The organism is Bacillus sp. FSL R5-0443 (genome assembly GCF_038608285.1).
In the GTDB taxonomy this organism is placed as follows: Bacteria; Bacillota; Bacilli; order Bacillales; family Bacillaceae; genus Bacillus; species Bacillus velezensis.
Map to the genome: position 1 here is coordinate 1,592,214 of NZ_CP152013.1, position 17,535 is coordinate 1,609,748.

The 17,535-nt window shown below is 49.0% G+C and carries 15 protein-coding genes; all 15 read left to right on the forward strand.

Annotated elements, in window-relative coordinates:
* Nucleotides 1–66 precede the first annotated feature (66 nt).
* The 15 genes from divIVA (at nucleotide 67) to pyrE (ending at nucleotide 17,503) form a co-directional block, all read left to right on the forward strand.
* Nucleotides 67–561, forward strand: a complete 495-nt coding sequence (gene divIVA / locus NYE28_RS08060; protein ID WP_342490379.1) for a septum site-determining protein DivIVA — start codon at nucleotides 67–69, stop codon at nucleotides 559–561.
* Nucleotides 562–902: 341 nt separating this feature from the next.
* Nucleotides 903–3,668, forward strand: a complete 2,766-nt coding sequence (gene ileS / locus NYE28_RS08065) for an isoleucine--tRNA ligase (RefSeq protein ID WP_094031694.1) — start codon at nucleotides 903–905, stop codon at nucleotides 3,666–3,668.
* A gap of 149 nt (nucleotides 3,669–3,817) precedes the next feature.
* Nucleotides 3,818–4,189, forward strand: a complete 372-nt coding sequence (locus tag NYE28_RS08070) for a TraR/DksA family transcriptional regulator (protein ID WP_007409725.1) — start codon at nucleotides 3,818–3,820, stop codon at nucleotides 4,187–4,189.
* A 101-nt stretch (nucleotides 4,190–4,290) separates the two neighbouring features.
* Nucleotides 4,291–4,752, forward strand: coding sequence for a signal peptidase II (lspA, locus tag NYE28_RS08075; RefSeq protein WP_003154398.1), 462 nt, complete (start codon nucleotides 4,291–4,293; stop codon nucleotides 4,750–4,752).
* Between the two features lies 1 nt (nucleotide 4,753).
* Nucleotides 4,754–5,668 (forward strand): RluA family pseudouridine synthase, encoded by a 915-nt coding sequence (locus NYE28_RS08080; RefSeq protein ID WP_072589081.1) that lies wholly within the window; start codon nucleotides 4,754–4,756, stop codon nucleotides 5,666–5,668.
* A 188-nt stretch (nucleotides 5,669–5,856) separates the two neighbouring features.
* A complete protein-coding gene (gene pyrR, locus NYE28_RS08085; RefSeq protein WP_003154392.1) occupies nucleotides 5,857–6,402 on the forward strand; it encodes a bifunctional pyrimidine operon transcriptional regulator/uracil phosphoribosyltransferase in 546 nt (181 codons plus the stop codon).
* 153 nt (nucleotides 6,403–6,555) lie between these two features.
* Entirely contained in the window at nucleotides 6,556–7,866 is a 1,311-nt protein-coding gene (gene pyrP, locus NYE28_RS08090; RefSeq protein ID WP_007409727.1) for a uracil permease PyrP, read from the forward strand.
* Between the two features lie 142 nt (nucleotides 7,867–8,008).
* Nucleotides 8,009–8,923, forward strand: a complete 915-nt coding sequence (locus NYE28_RS08095; protein ID WP_072589082.1) for an aspartate carbamoyltransferase catalytic subunit — start codon at nucleotides 8,009–8,011, stop codon at nucleotides 8,921–8,923.
* Nucleotides 8,907–10,193: a dihydroorotase gene (locus tag NYE28_RS08100; protein ID WP_094031696.1), complete on the forward strand. Its 1,287-nt coding sequence runs from the start codon at nucleotides 8,907–8,909 to the stop codon at nucleotides 10,191–10,193. The genes NYE28_RS08095 and NYE28_RS08100 overlap by 17 nt, the downstream gene beginning before the upstream one ends.
* Nucleotides 10,190–11,284, forward strand: coding sequence for a carbamoyl phosphate synthase small subunit (locus NYE28_RS08105; protein WP_007409730.1), 1,095 nt, complete (start codon nucleotides 10,190–10,192; stop codon nucleotides 11,282–11,284). Before NYE28_RS08100 ends, NYE28_RS08105 begins: the two co-directional genes overlap by 4 nt.
* The gene (gene carB / locus NYE28_RS08110) at nucleotides 11,269–14,484 is read left to right on the forward strand and encodes a carbamoyl-phosphate synthase (glutamine-hydrolyzing) large subunit (protein WP_094031697.1); all 3,216 of its coding nucleotides are present in this window, start codon (nucleotides 11,269–11,271) and stop codon (nucleotides 14,482–14,484) included. Before NYE28_RS08105 ends, carB begins: the two co-directional genes overlap by 16 nt.
* Nucleotides 14,481–15,251 (forward strand): dihydroorotate dehydrogenase electron transfer subunit, encoded by a 771-nt coding sequence (locus NYE28_RS08115; RefSeq protein WP_094031698.1) that lies wholly within the window; start codon nucleotides 14,481–14,483, stop codon nucleotides 15,249–15,251. Before carB ends, NYE28_RS08115 begins: the two co-directional genes overlap by 4 nt.
* Nucleotides 15,251–16,186 carry a dihydroorotate dehydrogenase gene (locus NYE28_RS08120; protein WP_094031699.1) on the forward strand — a complete coding sequence of 312 codons (936 nt, stop codon included), beginning with the start codon at nucleotides 15,251–15,253 and terminating at the stop codon, nucleotides 16,184–16,186. Before NYE28_RS08115 ends, NYE28_RS08120 begins: the two co-directional genes overlap by 1 nt.
* The gene (gene pyrF, locus NYE28_RS08125; RefSeq protein WP_342490380.1) at nucleotides 16,155–16,874 is read left to right on the forward strand and encodes an orotidine-5'-phosphate decarboxylase; all 720 of its coding nucleotides are present in this window, start codon (nucleotides 16,155–16,157) and stop codon (nucleotides 16,872–16,874) included. The genes NYE28_RS08120 and pyrF overlap by 32 nt, the downstream gene beginning before the upstream one ends.
* Nucleotides 16,871–17,503 carry an orotate phosphoribosyltransferase gene (gene pyrE / locus NYE28_RS08130; RefSeq protein ID WP_059367014.1) on the forward strand — a complete coding sequence of 211 codons (633 nt, stop codon included), beginning with the start codon at nucleotides 16,871–16,873 and terminating at the stop codon, nucleotides 17,501–17,503. Before pyrF ends, pyrE begins: the two co-directional genes overlap by 4 nt.
* Nucleotides 17,504–17,535: the final 32 nt, after the last annotated feature.

The following is a 17,535-nucleotide window of genomic DNA, read 5'->3' on the forward strand; positions in this document are numbered from 1 at the left end:
GTGCCGTATTTGTTTTATAATGTGAACTAGATAACCGTACTGAAATGTAAAAATGGAGGTGGCAATATGCCATTAACGCCGAATGATATCCATAACAAAACGTTTACAAAAGGTTTTCGCGGATATGATGAAGATGAAGTAAATGAATTTTTAATGCAGGTCAGAAAAGATTACGAAATCGCACTCCGTAAAAAAGCGGAGCTTGAGGCGAAAGTGAACGAGCTGGACGAAAAAATCGGCCACTTTGCCAATATCGAAGAAACGCTGAATAAATCAATTCTCGTAGCCCAGGAAGCCGCAGAAGACGTAAAGCGCAACTCGCAGAAAGAAGCGAAGCTGATCGTCCGTGAAGCAGAAAAAAATGCTGATCGCATCATCAATGAGTCGCTTTCCAAATCAAGAAAAATCGCAATGGAAATTGAAGAGCTGAAAAAACAGTCTAAAGTCTTCAGAACACGTTTCCAAATGCTGATTGAAGCGCAGCTCGACCTGCTGAAGAACGATGATTGGGATCATCTGATGGAATACGAAGTCGACGCGGTATTTGAGGAAAAAGAATAATTTTCTGATTTTCTTGACATTCTCCGGCCCGTTCGAATATAATACGTTCATAAATTCAGATGAAAAGACGATTGAAAGGGACCGGCATGACTCAAAACAGGCTAAAAAGCGACCCGGGGAAGGTGAAAGCCCGGGATGGCCGGAATCATGCAGATCAGCCCTTTAGTTTCCTTTCTGAACCGAGAGTAGGAAAGGACGTTCCATCACGTTACGATGTTCGAGAGGAAAAGACGGATGATCCGTTTTTTCTAAAAGGGTGGTACCGCGAGATAAGCTTTCTCGTCCCTTATGGGATGAGAGGGCTTTTTTTATTTTCTGAAAAATGTTGTGGAGGAATGAAAATGGATTACAAAGATACGCTGTTAATGCCGAAAACAGATTTTCCGATGCGCGGAAATCTGCCGAATCGTGAGCCGGACATGCAAAAAGACTGGGAGGAGCAGGACATTTACCGTCTTGTTCAAGAACGGACGAAAGACCGCCCGAAATTCGTGCTGCATGACGGACCTCCTTATGCAAACGGAGACATCCACATGGGCCATGCCCTGAACAAAATCCTGAAAGACTTCATCGTCCGCTATAAATCAATGAGCGGCTACAACGCACCGTACGTGCCGGGCTGGGATACGCACGGACTGCCGATTGAAACGGCGCTGACGAAAAACAAAAAAGTAAACCGGAAAGAAATGTCAGTAGCAGAATTCCGCAAACTATGTGAAGAGTACGCTTGGAAGCAAATCGAGGGACAGCGTGAGCAATTCAAACGTCTTGGTGTCCGCGGTGACTGGGAAAACCCATACGTGACATTAAAACCGGAATACGAAGCGCAGCAAATCCGCGTATTTGGTGAAATGGCAAAACGAGGCTACATTTACAAAGGCCTTAAACCGGTTAACTGGTCACCTTCAAGTGAGTCTGCTCTGGCTGAAGCCGAGATCGAATATCAAGACAAACGTTCAGCATCTATTTACGTCGCTTTTGGTGTAAAAGACGGAAAAGGCGTTCTTGAAAACGGCGAGCGCATCATCATTTGGACAACAACGCCTTGGACAATTCCGGCGAACCTCGGAATCTCAGTGCACCCTGATCTTGAGTACAGCGTGATTGCAGTAGGTGAAGACCGCTTTGTCGTAGCAAGTGCCTTAGTCGAAAGTGTTGCATCAGCATGCGGATTTGATCAGTATGAAGTGACAAGAACGGTCAAAGGAAAAGACCTTGAGAACATTATCGCTGAACACCCGCTATATGGCAGAGACTCTCTCGTTATGCTTGGTGAACACGTAACAACTGATGCCGGAACAGGCTGTGTTCATACAGCGCCAGGACATGGGGAAGATGACTTTATCATTGGCCAAAAATACGGTTTAGATGTGCTTTGCCCGGTCGATGAAAAAGGTGTAATGACAAGCGAAGCTCCTGGGTTTGAAGGCATGTTCTATGATGATGCAAACAAAGCGATCACACAGCAGCTCGATGAAAAAGGCGCACTTGTGAAGCTTGAATTCATTACTCACTCTTATCCGCATGATTGGAGAACAAAAAAACCAACCATTTTCAGAGCGACAGCGCAATGGTTTGCGTCTATTAAAGATTTCAGATCAGACCTGCTGGATGCCATTAAAGAAACCAAATGGGTTCCTGAATGGGGTGAGCAGCGTTTGCACAACATGGTTCGGGACCGCGGAGACTGGTGTATTTCCAGACAGCGTGCGTGGGGTGTGCCGATTCCGGTATTTTACGCTGAAAACGGAGAACCGATTATTACAGATGAAACCATTGAACATGTTTCTGAATTGTTCAGACAGCACGGATCAAACATTTGGTTTGAAAAAGAAGCAAAGGATCTTCTTCCGGAAGGCTTTACGCATCCTGGCAGCCCGAACGGCACATTTACAAAAGAACAGGATATCATGGATGTTTGGTTTGATTCAGGCTCTTCACATCAAGCAGTGCTTGAAGAACGTGATGACCTCGTTCGCCCGGCTGATTTATACCTAGAGGGATCTGACCAATATCGCGGCTGGTTTAACTCTTCTCTTTCTACAGCAGTAGCCGTAACAGGAAAAGCGCCGTATAAAGGTGTGCTCAGCCATGGGTTCGCACTGGATGGAGAAGGACGCAAGATGAGTAAATCAATCGGTAACGTTGTTGTTCCGGCTAAAGTCATGAAACAGCTTGGTGCCGACATCTTAAGATTATGGGTATCGTCAGTGGATTATCAGGCGGACGTTCGCGTGTCTGACGCCATTCTGAAGCAGGTCGCGGAAGTATACCGGAAAGTCCGCAACACGTTCCGCTTCCTTCACGGCAACCTGTTCGATTTCAATCCAAGCGTCAATGCCGTGGATGTAAAAGATCTCCGCGAAGTGGATCAATATATGCTGATCAAGCTGAATAAGCTGATCGATAAGGTGAAAAAAGCGTACGATGAATATGAATTTGCGGTTGTTTATCACAGCATTCACAATTTCTGTACGATCGAGCTCAGCTCCTTCTATCTTGATTTTGCAAAAGATGTTGTGTACATCGAGCATGCGGATCATCCGGACCGCCGCAGCATGCAGACGGTCTTCTATGAAACGCTGCTGGCGTTAGTGAAGCTGACGGCGCCGATTCTCCCGCACACGGCGGATGAAATGTGGTCTCACTTATCATTTGTTGAAGAAGCGAGCGTGCAGCTGACAGATATGCCGGAAACCATTGCTGTTCCGGACAATCAAGCGACAGAAGAAAAGTTCGACCGCTTCATGGAGCTTCGAAACGACGTGCTGAAAGCTTTGGAAACAGCCCGTAACGAAAAAATTATCGGAAGATCATTGGAAGCGAGCCTGACTTTGTATCCGAACAAAGAAAACCGCGACCTCTTGTCATCCATTAAAGAAAACATCGCGCAGCTGTTTATCGTCTCAGAACTGACAGTAAAAGACGAAAGTGAAGCGCCGGAAAACGCGCAAAGCTTCACAACAGGAAAAATGACCGTAGAAAAAGCGGAAGGCCAGATGTGTGAACGTTCCCGCGTAATTTCTAAAGATGTCGGAGCCAATCCGAAATATCCGACATTATCACTGCGCAATGCGGAAATCGTTGAAAAATATTATCAAAAATAATAAATGAGAAAGCGCCCGGTGACAGCCGGGCGCTTTTTTACATGCCACTAATGTCATCGATTAGAACGACAGGAAAAATCTTATGGGCTTCAAATGGCGCTCTGGGGGCAACAATAAAGCCATAACATCAAGAGCAGGAGTTGTGATGAATGAATGATCAACTGACCGCAATCCACACGGAGCTTCTCATGATGAAAGAAGAACTTCAATCAAGATTATTCGAATATTCTTGCTTTCAAATGTCAGCATCTGTTGAACCTTCAATGAACGACCAAGAAGCAACTCTGATCTATCATATAAAAGAAGAACTTCAGGACGTTCTTCTTGCCCTGTCTAAGTTTGAAAACAATACGTACGGTTATTGTGAAAAAACAGGCGACCCCATTCCGATTGAAAAACTTGCGGTGCTGCCGACGGCCAGAACCGCTGATGATTTTTATTATCCCGCTCAATTTGAAAAGAAAACCCTTCCATATTGGGAACCCGGAGATTATGCATATGATCAGGCGCTGTATGAGTGACAGCGTCTGTTTGCATGCGCTTATGATCTGCCTTTACTCTGGCATCTTTTACTGATAAAATTCATAAAGGATAAAAGTAACTGTATACTGGAGGAACGTGTGTGCTTTATTATCTAATCGCTCTTTTTATTATTATTGCCGACCAATTGACCAAATGGCTTGTCGTCAGCCATATGGAATTGGGACAAAGCATACCTGTCATCGATCAGGTGCTTTATATCACATCTCATCGCAACACGGGAGCGGCGTGGGGGATTTTAGCCGGCCAAATGTGGTTTTTCTACGTCATTACCATCGCCGTGATTATCGGAATCGTTTATTACATACAGCGTTATGCAAAAGGGCAGATGTTACTCGGAATTTCTCTCGGCTTAATGCTGGGCGGTGCGGCCGGAAACTTTATTGACCGGGCGGCGCGCCAGGAAGTGGTGGATTTTATTCATGTCATCATCGTGGATTATCACTATCCGATTTTTAATATCGCGGACTCCTCACTGTGCGTCGGTGTAATACTTTTATTTATTCATATGCTGTTTGACAGCGGGAAAAAGAAGGAGCAATAACATGAATCAATTTGAGATAACCGTTCAGCCTGAACAAAAGAGCGAACGGATTGATAAATTTTTGGCTTCAACGGGAGAAAACTGGTCACGCACTCAAGTGCAGCAATGGGTAAAAGAGGGATTGGTATCCGTTAACGGCAAATCCGTAAAAGCGAATTATAAAATGCAGCCCGGCGATCAGGTAAACGTCACCATTCCTGAACCGGAAGAATTGGACGTGCTTGCAGAGCCGATGGATTTGGACATTTACTATGAGGATCAGGACGTCTTGGTTGTGAACAAACCGCGGGGCATGGTTGTACACCCGGCGCCCGGCCATGTGACTGGGACGCTTGTAAACGGACTGATGGCTCACTGCAACGACCTTTCCGGCATTAACGGCGTCATGCGCCCGGGAATCGTCCACCGGATTGATAAAGATACTTCCGGTCTGTTAATGGTCGCTAAAAACGATATGGCGCATGAATCACTCGTTAATCAGCTCGTCAATAAAACCGTGACCAGAAAGTACATAGCGGTTGTCCACGGGGTGATTTCACATGATGACGGAACGATTGACGCTCCGATCGGGAGAGATAAAAAAGACCGTCAAAGCATGACCGTAACAAGAGAAAGCAGCAAAAACGCCGTCACGCATTTCCACGTGCTTGAGCGTTTTCAAGATTTCACGCTCGTAGAGTGCCGTCTTGAGACCGGAAGAACGCATCAGATCCGTGTTCATATGAAATATATCGGGTTTCCTTTGGCAGGCGACCCGAAGTACGGACCGAGAAAAACCATTGATTTCAATGGTCAGGCGCTTCATGCCGGAATATTAGGTTTTGATCATCCGCGGACGGGAGAATACATGGAGTTTGAAGCGCCCCTTCCTGAAGATATGAAAAAACTCATTGAAGATTTAAGAAATAGCCATTGACAGCGACTTTCTTTTCTGAAATAATAAAAACAAGCTGAATAGATTCTTTAACACAGTCCAGAGAGGCTGAGAAGGATAACGGATAGGACAGAAGAGATACACGTGTGTCTTCGTCCTGGAAAGGAACCCCTCTATGCTCTGGCAGGAGGGGTTTTTTCTTCTTATATACGAATGGAGAGGTGTCACGAGTGAATCAAAAAGCTGTTATTCTCGACGAACAGGCGATCAGGCGGGCGCTGACAAGGATAGCCCATGAAATGATCGAACGGAATAAAGGAATGAATGACTGCATTCTTGTAGGAATTAAAACAAGAGGCATTTATTTAGCGAAGCGGCTGGCCGAGCGGATCGAACAGATTGAAGGGAATCCAGTCACCGTCGGGGAAATCGATATCACCCTTTACCGTGACGACCTGACGAAAAAAACGAGCAATGAAGAGCCGCTTGTAAAAGGCGCGGACATTCCGGCCGATATCACAGACCAAAAGGTCATTGTGGTTGATGATGTGCTTTATACCGGCCGGACGGTGAGAGCTGCGATGGATGCCCTCGTTGATGTCGGACGGCCGTCATCGATACAGCTTGCCGTGCTTGTCGACAGAGGGCACCGGGAGCTGCCGATCAGAGCGGACTATATCGGAAAAAACATTCCGACCTCAAAAGCTGAAAAAGTGATGGTTCAGCTGAGCGAAGTTGATCAGACTGATATGGTCGCCATTTACGAAAATGAATAATCACCTTTTTAAATGCATTCCAGAGAGTTTGCAAAGAGGATTTTAAAACACAAAGCCGGGCGGATCGACGCGGCCGGGTTTTGTATGCCTCTTTGCGCAAAAAGCAAAGAGGTTTTTTTATACCATTTGAAAGTCAACCGGGAGGAAAACGCCATGAGTAAGAAAAAAGTAAACCTGGGAGTCAGGGACGTCCCCAATCCATTGTCTTGGCTGTCATTCAGCCTGCAGCATTTATTCGCCATGTTCGGTTCAACCATACTCGTGCCGAAACTGGTCGGAATGAGCCCGGCAGTGGCGCTTGTCACGAGCGGAATCGGGACACTCGCCTATCTCTTGGTGACAAAAGGCCAGATTCCCGCTTATCTCGGCTCATCATTCGCCTTTATATCACCGATTATCTTGGTGAAGGCGACGGGAGGGCCGGGGGCTGCCATGGTCGGCGCTTTCCTGGCGGGAATTGTGTACGGCCTGATCGCACTGCTCATCAGGCAGCTTGGAACGGGGTGGCTGATGAAGCTGCTGCCCCCGGTGGTCGTCGGGCCGGTCATCATCGTCATCGGCCTCGGACTGGCAAGCACAGCCGTCAATATGGCAATGTATGCTGATCCGAATGCGAAGGAACTCGTCTACAGCCTGAAACATTTCAGTGTAGCCGGCGTCACTTTGGCCATAACCATTATCTGTGCCATCTTTTTACGGGGATTTTTAAGCCTGATTCCGGTATTGATCGGCATTATAGGCGGCTATCTGTTTGCGCTGACACAGGGCATCGTCAATTTCCAGCCGGTCATTGATGCAAAGTGGTTCGCCGTTCCTGAATTTATCATCCCTTTCAAAGACTATACGCCGTCAGTGACATTGGGCATTGCGGCTGCGATGGTGCCGGTCGCTTTCGTGACGATGTCAGAACATATCGGCCACCAAATGGTGCTGAGTAAAGTCGTCGGACAGGATTTCATTAAAAAGCCGGGACTGCACCGCTCCATAATGGGGGACAGTGTTGCGACGATCATCGCTTCGTTAATCGGCGGCCCGCCGACGACGACATACGGCGAGAACATCGGAGTACTGGCAATTACGAGAGTTTTCAGCGTCTTTGTCATCGGCGGCGCGGGTGTGATTGCGCTGTGCTTCGGATTTATCGGAAAAGTATCAGCACTGATCAGCTCTGTTCCGTCCGCGGTTATGGGAGGCGTTTCCTTCCTGCTCTTTGGAATTATCGCCTCCAGCGGCTTAAGAATGCTGATTGACAACAACATTGATTATGAGAACAAGAGAAATTTAATTATCACATCCGTCATCCTCGTGATTGGCGTCGGAGGGGCTTTTATTCAAGTTTCAAAAGGCGGGTTCCAAATATCCGGCATGGCGCTTGCGGCAATCGTCGGAGTCATCCTGAACCTCATCCTGCCGCATGCAAATGAAGAAGACGCGATTGCATCAGAAAAACAAAATCATATGTAAAACCTTTTAAAGAAAGTCCAGAGAGGCTTGGAAGGGTTATAACGGGAAGAAGCTGTACGCTGCTTCTCTCTTTAACCGCACCCCGAGTCTATAGACCGGGGTGTTTTTTTACGGCCTTCAAGCGGAAACGGAGGAGAAAAACATGAATCATTTAACGGCGATGTCTGAACTGAGCACGGCTGAAATTACAGAACTGCTGCGTGAGGCAAAAGCGATAAAAGAGGGAACAGTCCGCCCCGATCTCGCGGGAAAATTCGTTGCGAATCTGTTTTTTGAACCGAGCACGAGGACGCGGTTCAGCTTTGAAGTGGCGGAAAAGAAACTCGGGATGAACGTGCTCAGCTTAGACGGCACGAGCACAAGCGTTCAAAAAGGCGAGTCCTTATACGACACGGTCAGAACACTGGAATCAATCGGAGCGGACGCCTGCGTCATCCGGCACAGCACGGATGAATATTACAAAGATCTGACCGGCAGAGTCAATATTCCGATCTTAAACGCCGGCGACGGCTGCGGCCAGCACCCGACTCAGTCATTACTCGATTTAATGACGATTCAAGAGGAATTTGAGACCTTTCAGGGCCTGACGGTTTCCATTCATGGCGATATCAAACACAGCAGGGTGGCAAGGTCAAATGCCGAGGTGCTGACAAGACTCGGCGCACGCGTGCTGTTTTCAGGGCCGCCGCAATGGCAGGATGAGAAAAACGCCTTCGGCACCTGTGTGCAGACGGATGAAGCCATACAAGCTTCAGATGTCGTCATGCTGCTCCGCATCCAAAATGAAAGGCATCAGACAGAAGCCGACCAAAAAGGCTATCTGGAAGCATACGGGCTGACCGCAAAGCGGGCGGAGAGCATGAAGCGGCATGCCATCATCATGCATCCCGCACCGGTGAACAGAGGAGTCGAAATTGACACAACATTAGTGGAATGCGGAAAATCAAGAATCTTTAAACAAATGGAAAATGGCGTGTATATCAGAATGGCAGTCTTAAAAAGAGCACTGCAAACCAATGTGAAAAGGGGAGAAGCGGCTTATGTCTTATCTCATTAAAAACGGCTGGATGTTAAATGAACAGGGAGAAAAAGTGGCACAGGATATCCGGGTAACGGGTGAATTCATTTCGGAAACCGGGCTTCTGACAGCGAAAGACGGAGAAACGGTGATCGACGCTGACGGACTGTTCGTTTCACCGGGACTCGTAGACCTTCATGTTCACTTCAGAGAACCGGGCGGCGAGAAAAAAGAAACCATTGAGACGGGCTCTAAAGCCGCGGCGCGGGGCGGCTTTACCACAGTCGCAGCCATGCCGAATACAAGACCGGTGCCGGATACGAAAGAGCAGATGGAATGGCTGCAAAACCGGATCAAAGAAACCTCATCTGTCAGGGTTCTTCCTTACGCATCCATTACGATCAGACAAACCGGCGAAGAAATGACAGATTTTGAGGCGCTTCATGAAGCCGGCGCATTCGCCTTCACCGATGACGGCGTCGGCGTTCAGACGGCCGGAATGATGTATGAAGCCATGAAACGGGCGGCTTCAATGAATAAAGCGATTGTCGCTCATTGTGAGGATAACTCGCTTATTTACGGAGGGAGCGTGCATGAAGGTTCTTTTTCAAAAGCGAACGGCCTGAACGGCATACCTTCCATTTGTGAAGCGGTACATATCGCCCGTGACGTGCTGCTGGCGGAAGCGGCGGGCTGCCATTACCACGTGTGTCATATCAGCACGAAAGAGTCCGTCAGAGCCGTAAGAGACGCAAAAAAAGCGGGAATCCGCGTGACGGCGGAAGTATCGCCGCACCACCTGCTGCTTTGTGACGAAGATATCCCGGGACTTGATACCAATTTTAAGATGAATCCGCCGCTTCGCAGCAAAGAGGACAGAGAGGCGCTGATTGAAGGGCTTTTAGACGGTACGATTGATTTCATCGCCACTGACCATGCGCCGCATACAGAAGAAGAGAAAAACACGGATATGAAGCTTGCGCCTTTCGGTATCGTCGGTTTAGAAACAGCCTTTCCGCTTCTGTACACACATTTTGTGAAAAACGGGGCGTGGACGCTGAAGCAGCTGGTTGATTTCATGACGGTAAAACCTTGCGAGGCATTTGATCTTCCGTACGGAACGCTTGCACCGGGGGCGCCGGCTGACATCACCCTGATTGATCTGGAAAAAGAAGCAGCCATTGACAAAGATACATTTTTATCTAAAGGAAAAAATACGCCATTCAACAAGATGAAGTGCTTCGGCTGGCCTGTTGCAACGATGGCTGCCGGTAAGCTTGCATACGAAGAAGGGAGACTCGTCAAATGAAAAGAAGACTAGTGCTGGAAAATGGAGCGGTATTTGAGGGTGAAGCATTCGGGAGCCTGGAGCATACCGCGGGTGAAGTCGTATTCAACACGGGAATGACCGGTTATCAGGAAATTTTATCAGACCCTTCTTACTGCGGGCAGATCGTGACGCTGACGTATCCTCTGATCGGCAACTACGGAATTAACAGAGATGACTTTGAATCCATCACTCCTTTTGTAAAAGGGCTGATCGTAAAAGAACTGTGCGAGCTGCCTTCCAACTGGCGTTCGGCTTACACGCTTGACGAGTATTTGAAAATGAAAAATATCCCCGGCTTACAAGGGATTGACACGAGAAAGCTCACAAGAATGATCCGCACGGCCGGCGCATTAAAAGGAACGTTTGCTTCAAGTGAGGAGAATGTCGGAGAGGTTCTTGCAAGGCTGAAAGAAACGGAACTGCCGAGAAATCAAGTCGCTCAAGTATCTGCGAAAACGGCATATCCGAGTCCGGGCCGCGGCAAACGCATCGTACTCGTCGATTTCGGTATGAAGCACGGCATTTTAAGAGAGTTAAACAAAAGAAAATGCGATGTTATCGTTGTGCCGTACAATGTAACGGCGGAAGAAGTGCTTCAGCTCAAGCCGGACGGCATCATGCTTTCTAACGGACCCGGAGATCCGAAAGATGTGCCGGAAGCCATTGAAATGATAAAAGGCATACTCGGGAAGGTGCCGTTATTCGGAATCTGCCTCGGCCACCAATTATTTGCACTGGCATCCGGAGCGGAAACGGAAAAAATGAAATTCGGACACAGGGGTTCCAATCATCCGGTTAAAGAGCTTGCGACAGGGAAAGTCGCTTTAACCGCCCAAAACCACGGATATACAGTTTCTTCAATAGATGAGACAGAGCTTGAAGTGACGCACATTGCGATCAATGATCAAACGATCGAAGGACTCAAGCATAAAACATTGCCGGCATTTACGGTTCAGTACCACCCTGAAGCTTCACCGGGGCCGGAAGACGCCAATCATTTATTTGACAGATTCATTGACTTGATCGAAACAACTGAGAAAGAAGGGGAAGCGGTATGCCAAAACGCGTAGATATTAAAAAGATTTTAGTGATCGGATCAGGCCCGATTATTATCGGACAGGCGGCGGAATTTGATTATGCGGGCACACAGGCGTGTCTCGCTTTAAAGGAAGAAGGCTATGAAGTTATTCTCGTCAACTCGAATCCGGCAACGATTATGACGGATACGGAAATGGCTGATCGGGTATACATAGAACCGCTGACGCCGGAGTTTCTCACGCGTATTATCAGAAAAGAACGGCCGGACGCCATCCTGCCGACTCTGGGAGGACAGACCGGACTGAATCTTGCCGTTGAGCTGTCTGAACTCGGGGTTCTTGAGGAATGCGGGGTGGAAGTGCTCGGCACAAAGCTGTCCGCCATCCAGCAGGCGGAAGACCGCGACTTATTCCGTACGCTGATGAATGAGCTGAATGAACCGGTGCCGGAAAGTGAGATCATCCGCACTTTACAGGAAGCCGAGGAATTTGTCGGCCGGATCGGGTTTCCGGTTATTGTGCGCCCCGCTTACACATTAGGCGGAACGGGCGGCGGCATCTGCTCGAATGAAGCAGAACTGAAAGAGATCGTCGAAAACGGATTAAAACTCAGCCCCGTCCATCAATGCCTTCTGGAAAAAAGCATTGCCGGTTACAAAGAGATCGAATATGAAGTCATGAGAGACAGCAGAGATCACGCGATCGTCGTCTGCAACATGGAAAATATCGATCCAGTCGGCATCCATACGGGTGACAGCATCGTCGTTGCCCCGAGCCAGACTTTGAGCGACCGGGAATACCAGCTTTTGCGCAATGTTTCATTAAAGCTGATCCGCGCGCTCGGCATTGAAGGCGGCTGTAATGTTCAGCTCGCGCTCGATCCCGACAGCTTCCAATATTACATTATCGAAGTGAATCCGCGGGTGAGCCGCTCATCTGCCCTCGCCTCAAAAGCGACGGGTTACCCGATCGCAAAGCTTGCGGCGAAAATCGCAGTCGGGCTTTCTCTTGATGAAATGATGAATCCCGTAACGGGAAAAACATATGCGGCTTTTGAGCCCGCGCTTGACTATGTCGTTTCTAAAATCCCGCGCTGGCCGTTCGACAAATTTGAGTCGGCAAACCGCAGGCTCGGGACGCAAATGAAAGCCACCGGAGAGGTCATGGCCATCGGACGCACCCTTGAAGAATCGCTGTTAAAGGCGGTCCGCTCACTGGAAGCCGATGTCTATCACCTGGAACTGAAGGATGCGGAAGAGATTTCTGACGGGCTTTTGGAAAAACGGATCAGAAAGGCCGGAGATGAACGGCTGTTTTATCTTGCTGAAGCGTTCAGAAGAGGCTACACAGTCGAGCAGCTTCATGAGTTTTCCGCAATTGACGTATTCTTTTTGCACAAGCTCTGTAAGCTGGTCGCTTTTGAAACAGAGCTGAAAGCGGAAAAAGGCAGCCTCGCCGTCCTTCAGACAGCGAAGGAACTCGGTTTCTCCGACAAATATATCAGCCGGGAATGGAATATGCCGGAACAAGAGCTGTATCAAATGCGAAAAGAAGCAGCCATCAAGCCTGTATATAAAATGGTGGATACATGCGCGGCGGAATTCGAATCAGAAACCCCGTACTTCTACAGCACATATGAGGAAGAAAATGAGTCTGAGGTTACATCAAGAAAAAGCGTCGTCGTCCTCGGCTCCGGCCCGATCCGCATCGGACAGGGCGTCGAATTTGACTATGCGACCGTTCATTCTGTCTGGGCCATCAAACAGGCAGGCTATGAAGCGATTATTATCAACAACAACCCTGAGACGGTGTCCACTGATTTCAGCATATCAGACAAACTGTATTTTGAACCGCTGACGGTAGAAGATGTCATGCACATCATCGATTTGGAACAGCCGGAAGGCGTTGTCGTCCAATTCGGCGGCCAGACGGCGATCAATCTTGCGGAAGAATTGAGCGCCCGCGGCGTCAAAATCCTCGGCACATCACTTGAAGATTTAGACCGTGCGGAAGACCGGGATAAGTTTGAGCAGGCGCTTGAGGCGCTGAATGTGCCGCAGCCGCTCGGAAAAACCGCTGTGTCGGTGAACGAAGCGGTCAAAATTGCCGCATCCATCGGCTATCCGGTACTTGTCCGCCCTTCGTATGTGCTCGGCGGCCGGGCGATGGAAATCGTCTATCACGAAGAAGAGCTGCTTCACTATATGAAAAACGCGGTCAAAATCAACCCGCAGCATCCGGTGTTAATCGACCGTTATCTGACGGGGAAAGAAATCGAAGTCGATGCCGTATCTGACGGCGAAACAGTCGTTATTCCGGGAATTATGGAGCATATCGAGCGGGCCGGCGTCCATTCAGGGGATTCAATCGCCGTCTATCCGCCTCAGTCTTTAAGCGAAGACATTAAGAAAAAAATCGAACAATACACTGTAGCCTTGGCAAAAGGCCTTAACATCATCGGGTTGCTGAACATCCAGTTCGTACTGTCGCAAGGTGAAGTGTATGTGCTTGAGGTAAATCCGCGGTCAAGCAGAACCGTGCCGTTCTTAAGCAAAATCACAAAGATTCCGATGGCGAATCTGGCGACAAAGGTCATTCTCGGCCAAAAGCTTGCTGATTTCGGCTATCAAGAGGGGCTGCAGCCTGAACAGCAGGGGGTGTACGTGAAAGCGCCTGTCTTCTCATTCGCGAAGCTGAGAAGAGTGGATATTACATTAGGGCCTGAAATGAAGTCGACGGGAGAGGTCATGGGCAAAGATTCAACTCTTGAAAAAGCGCTCTATAAAGCACTGATTGCCTCTGGCATTCAAATTCCGAATTACGGCTCGGTGCTGTTGACCGTTGCTGATAAAGATAAAGAAGAAGGACTTCTGATCGCGAAGCGGTTCCACGCTATCGGCTATAACATCATGGCGACGGTAGGAACGGCAGCTTATTTGAAAGACGCTCAGATTCCGGCTCAGGTTGTCGGGAAAATCGGCGAAGAAGGGAAGAATCTCATCGACGTCATCAGAAACGGAGAAGCGCAATTTGTCATCAATACGCTGACAAAGGGCAAACAGCCGGCCAGAGACGGCTTCAGAATCCGCCGCGAATCCGTTGAGAACGGAGTCGCCTGCCTGACATCTTTAGATACGGCCGAAGCCATTTTGCGGGTATTGGAAAGCATGACATTCCGGGCGGATCATATGCCTGCATCCGAAACCAATCAAAAGGCGGCAGTCACGATATGAAGAAAGCGCATTTGACTGTTCAATCCAACTTAGAAATTGCCGACCGGATTTATAAGATGGTGCTGAAAGGAGAGCTTGTCCGGCACCTTACCGAGCCGGGTCAATTTCTTCATCTGAAGGTGAGTGACGCGGTCACGCCGCTATTAAGAAGACCGCTCAGCATTGCGGACGTCGATTTCGCCGCGAATGAAGTATCCGTTATCTACAGAGCTGACGGTGAGGGAACGCGTCTTTTGTCCGAGAAAAAAGAGGGCGGCAGGATAGACGTTCTCGGCCCTCTCGGCAACGGATTCCCCGTCCGGCGGATTGAACCCGGAAAAACCGCGCTGTTAGTCGGAGGCGGAGTGGGAGTTCCGCCTTTGCAGGAACTGTCAAAGCGCCTGACGGAAAAAGGCGTAAACGTCATTCATGTGCTTGGATTTCAATCAGCAAAGGATATTTTTTACGAACAGGAATGTCGTGCGTACGGAGACACCTATGTGGCGACGGCTGACGGAACATATGGAGAGAAAGGGTTTGTCACCGATGTCATCCGTGAAAAGCAGCTCGAATTCGATGTCCTGCTAAGCTGCGGACCGACACCGATGCTGAAAGCTCTGAAGCAGCAGTACGGCCATAAAGAGGTTTATCTTTCGATGGAAGAGCGGATGGGCTGCGGCATCGGAGCCTGCTTCGCCTGCGTGTGCCGCACGGGTGAAAGCGATACATCATATGTAAAGGTCTGCCTTGACGGGCCGGTATTTAAAGCTGAGGAGGTGGCGCTGTAATGTTAGAGGTGAATCTGCCGGGTCTCCAATTGAAAAATCCGATCATCCCCGCTTCCGGATGTTTCGGTTTCGGGAAAGAATATGCCGGATTTTACGATTTATCATGCCTCGGAGGCATTATGATTAAAGCCACGACGAACGAAGCCCGCTTCGGAAATCCGGCGCCGAGAGTGGCGGAGACAAGCGCGGGAATGCTGAATGCCATCGGACTGCAAAACCCCGGCCTTGAGCATGTGCTCAATCATGAGCTGCCTTGGCTCGAACAATTTGACACGCCGATTATCGCAAATGTCGCCGGTTCTCAGGTGGACGACTATAAAGAAGTGGCCGAGCACATCAGCCAAGCGCCGAATGTGCATGCGCTTGAGCTTAACATTTCATGTCCGAATGTCAAAACGGGGGGGATTGCTTTTGGTACTGATCCCGTCATGGCGGCCGAACTGACAAAAGCGGTGAAAGAAGTTTCCGCAGTGCCTGTGTATGTGAAGCTTTCGCCTAATGTCGCAAACATAACCGAAATTGCTAAAGCGATTGAAGCGGCCGGTGCTGACGGTCTGACGATGATTAATACACTCATCGGGATGAGGCTCGATCTCAAGACGGGACGGCCGATCTTAGCAAATAAAACGGGCGGACTGTCAGGCCCGGCGATCAAACCGGTCGCCATCCGGATGGTATACGAAGTCAGCCACGCCGTTCAAATCCCGATTATCGGGATGGGCGGCGTTCAGACCGCAGAGGATGCATTAGAATTTCTTCTTGCGGGAGCGAGTGCGGTTGCCGTCGGCACAGCAAACTTCGTCAATCCGTTCGTCTGCCCGGAAATCATAGAACAGCTCCCCCGTGTACTGCGCCAACACGGCTTTCAATCTGTAAGTGAATGCATCGGAAGGAGCTGGAAACATGAAAAACAACCTGCCCATCATCGCGCTTGATTTTGCATCAGGGGAAGAGACTTTAACGTTTTTAGACTTTTTTGAAAAGGAAAGGCTTTTTGTCAAAACGGGGATGGAACTTTTTTATCAGGAAGGCCCCGCCATCATTCACCAATTAAAAGAACGGAACTGTGATATATTTTTAGATTTAAAGCTTCATGATATCCCGACTACGGTCAATAAAGCGATGAAGCGGCTGGCCGGCCTCGGCGTTGATCTCGTCAATGTGCATGCGGCAGGGGGCGCACGCATGATGCGCGCGGCCCTTGAGGGACTTGAAGAAGGCACGCCGGCAGGCAGAAAACGCCCGTCTTTAATCGCGGTGACTCAGCTGACCAGCACTTCAGAGCAGGTGGCGAAGGAAGAGCTTCTGCTGCAAAAGCCGCTGTTAGAAACGGTCGTGCATTACGGCAAAATGGCGGAAGAGTGCGGGCTGGACGGAGTGGTATGTTCGGTACATGAAACAAAAGCCATTTATGAAGCGGTCCGGCCTTCATTTCTGACAGTCACACCGGGCATCCGCACGGCCAGTGACGCAGCTGACGATCAAGTCCGGACGGCGACTCCGTCATTTGCGAAAGAAAACGGTTCGTCAGCCATCGTTGTGGGCCGCTCAATTACAAAAGCGGAAAACCCCGTTAAAGCATATGAAGCAATTAAACTGGAATGGGAGGGCGTTCGCCGATGAAACAGGCTATCGCAAAACATCTATTACACATTGAAGCTGTCTTTTTACGCCCGAATGAGCCGTTTACGTGGGCGAGCGGTATTTTATCACCGATCTATTGTGACAACCGTCTGACATTGTCGTATCCAAAAGTGAGAAATGATGTGGCGGACGGGCTCGGCAAACTGCTGAAAGAGCATTTTCCCGAGGCGGAGATGATCTCGGGCACTGCAACGGCGGGCATTCCGCATGCTGCGCTTCTCGCAGACCGTGCAGGCGCACCGATGTGCTACGTCAGAAGCAAACCGAAAGCGCACGGCAAAGGAAATCAAATAGAAGGCGCCATTAAAAAAGGGCAAAAAACAGTCGTGATTGAAGACTTGATTTCTACCGGAGGCAGCGTGCTTGAAGCTGCGGCGGCCCTTCAAAGAGAGGGCGCGGAAGTCCTCGGCGTCATTTCCATTTTTACATACGGACTGCCGAAAGCAAAAGAAGCCTTTAAAAAAGCGGGTCTTCCTTATTACTCGTTAACGGATTATGACACGCTGATTGAAGTCGCGCTTGAAAACGGAACGATTCATTCAGATGACATTGAGAAACTGAAATCATGGAAACAGAATCCCGAGTCAAAAGATTGGTTTAAAAAATAATGACAATAAAAACAGGCCTCAGGGCCTGTTTT

Coding starts and splice junctions, on each gene's coding strand:
- divIVA (WP_342490379.1), top strand. CDS start 67: ATGCCATTAACGCCGAATGATATCCATAACAAAACGTTTACAAAAGGT.
- ileS (WP_094031694.1), top strand. CDS start 903: ATGGATTACAAAGATACGCTGTTAATGCCGAAAACAGATTTTCCGATG.
- NYE28_RS08070 (WP_007409725.1), top strand. CDS start 3,818: ATGAATGATCAACTGACCGCAATCCACACGGAGCTTCTCATGATGAAA.
- NYE28_RS08080 (WP_072589081.1), top strand. CDS start 4,754: ATGAATCAATTTGAGATAACCGTTCAGCCTGAACAAAAGAGCGAACGG.
- pyrP (WP_007409727.1), top strand. CDS start 6,556: ATGAGTAAGAAAAAAGTAAACCTGGGAGTCAGGGACGTCCCCAATCCA.
- NYE28_RS08095 (WP_072589082.1), top strand. CDS start 8,009: ATGAATCATTTAACGGCGATGTCTGAACTGAGCACGGCTGAAATTACA.
- NYE28_RS08100 (WP_094031696.1), top strand. CDS start 8,907: ATGTCTTATCTCATTAAAAACGGCTGGATGTTAAATGAACAGGGAGAA.
- NYE28_RS08105 (WP_007409730.1), top strand. CDS start 10,190: ATGAAAAGAAGACTAGTGCTGGAAAATGGAGCGGTATTTGAGGGTGAA.
- carB (WP_094031697.1), top strand. CDS start 11,269: ATGCCAAAACGCGTAGATATTAAAAAGATTTTAGTGATCGGATCAGGC.
- NYE28_RS08115 (WP_094031698.1), top strand. CDS start 14,481: ATGAAGAAAGCGCATTTGACTGTTCAATCCAACTTAGAAATTGCCGAC.
- NYE28_RS08120 (WP_094031699.1), top strand. CDS start 15,251: ATGTTAGAGGTGAATCTGCCGGGTCTCCAATTGAAAAATCCGATCATC.
- pyrF (WP_342490380.1), top strand. CDS start 16,155: ATGAAAAACAACCTGCCCATCATCGCGCTTGATTTTGCATCAGGGGAA.
- pyrE (WP_059367014.1), top strand. CDS start 16,871: ATGAAACAGGCTATCGCAAAACATCTATTACACATTGAAGCTGTCTTT.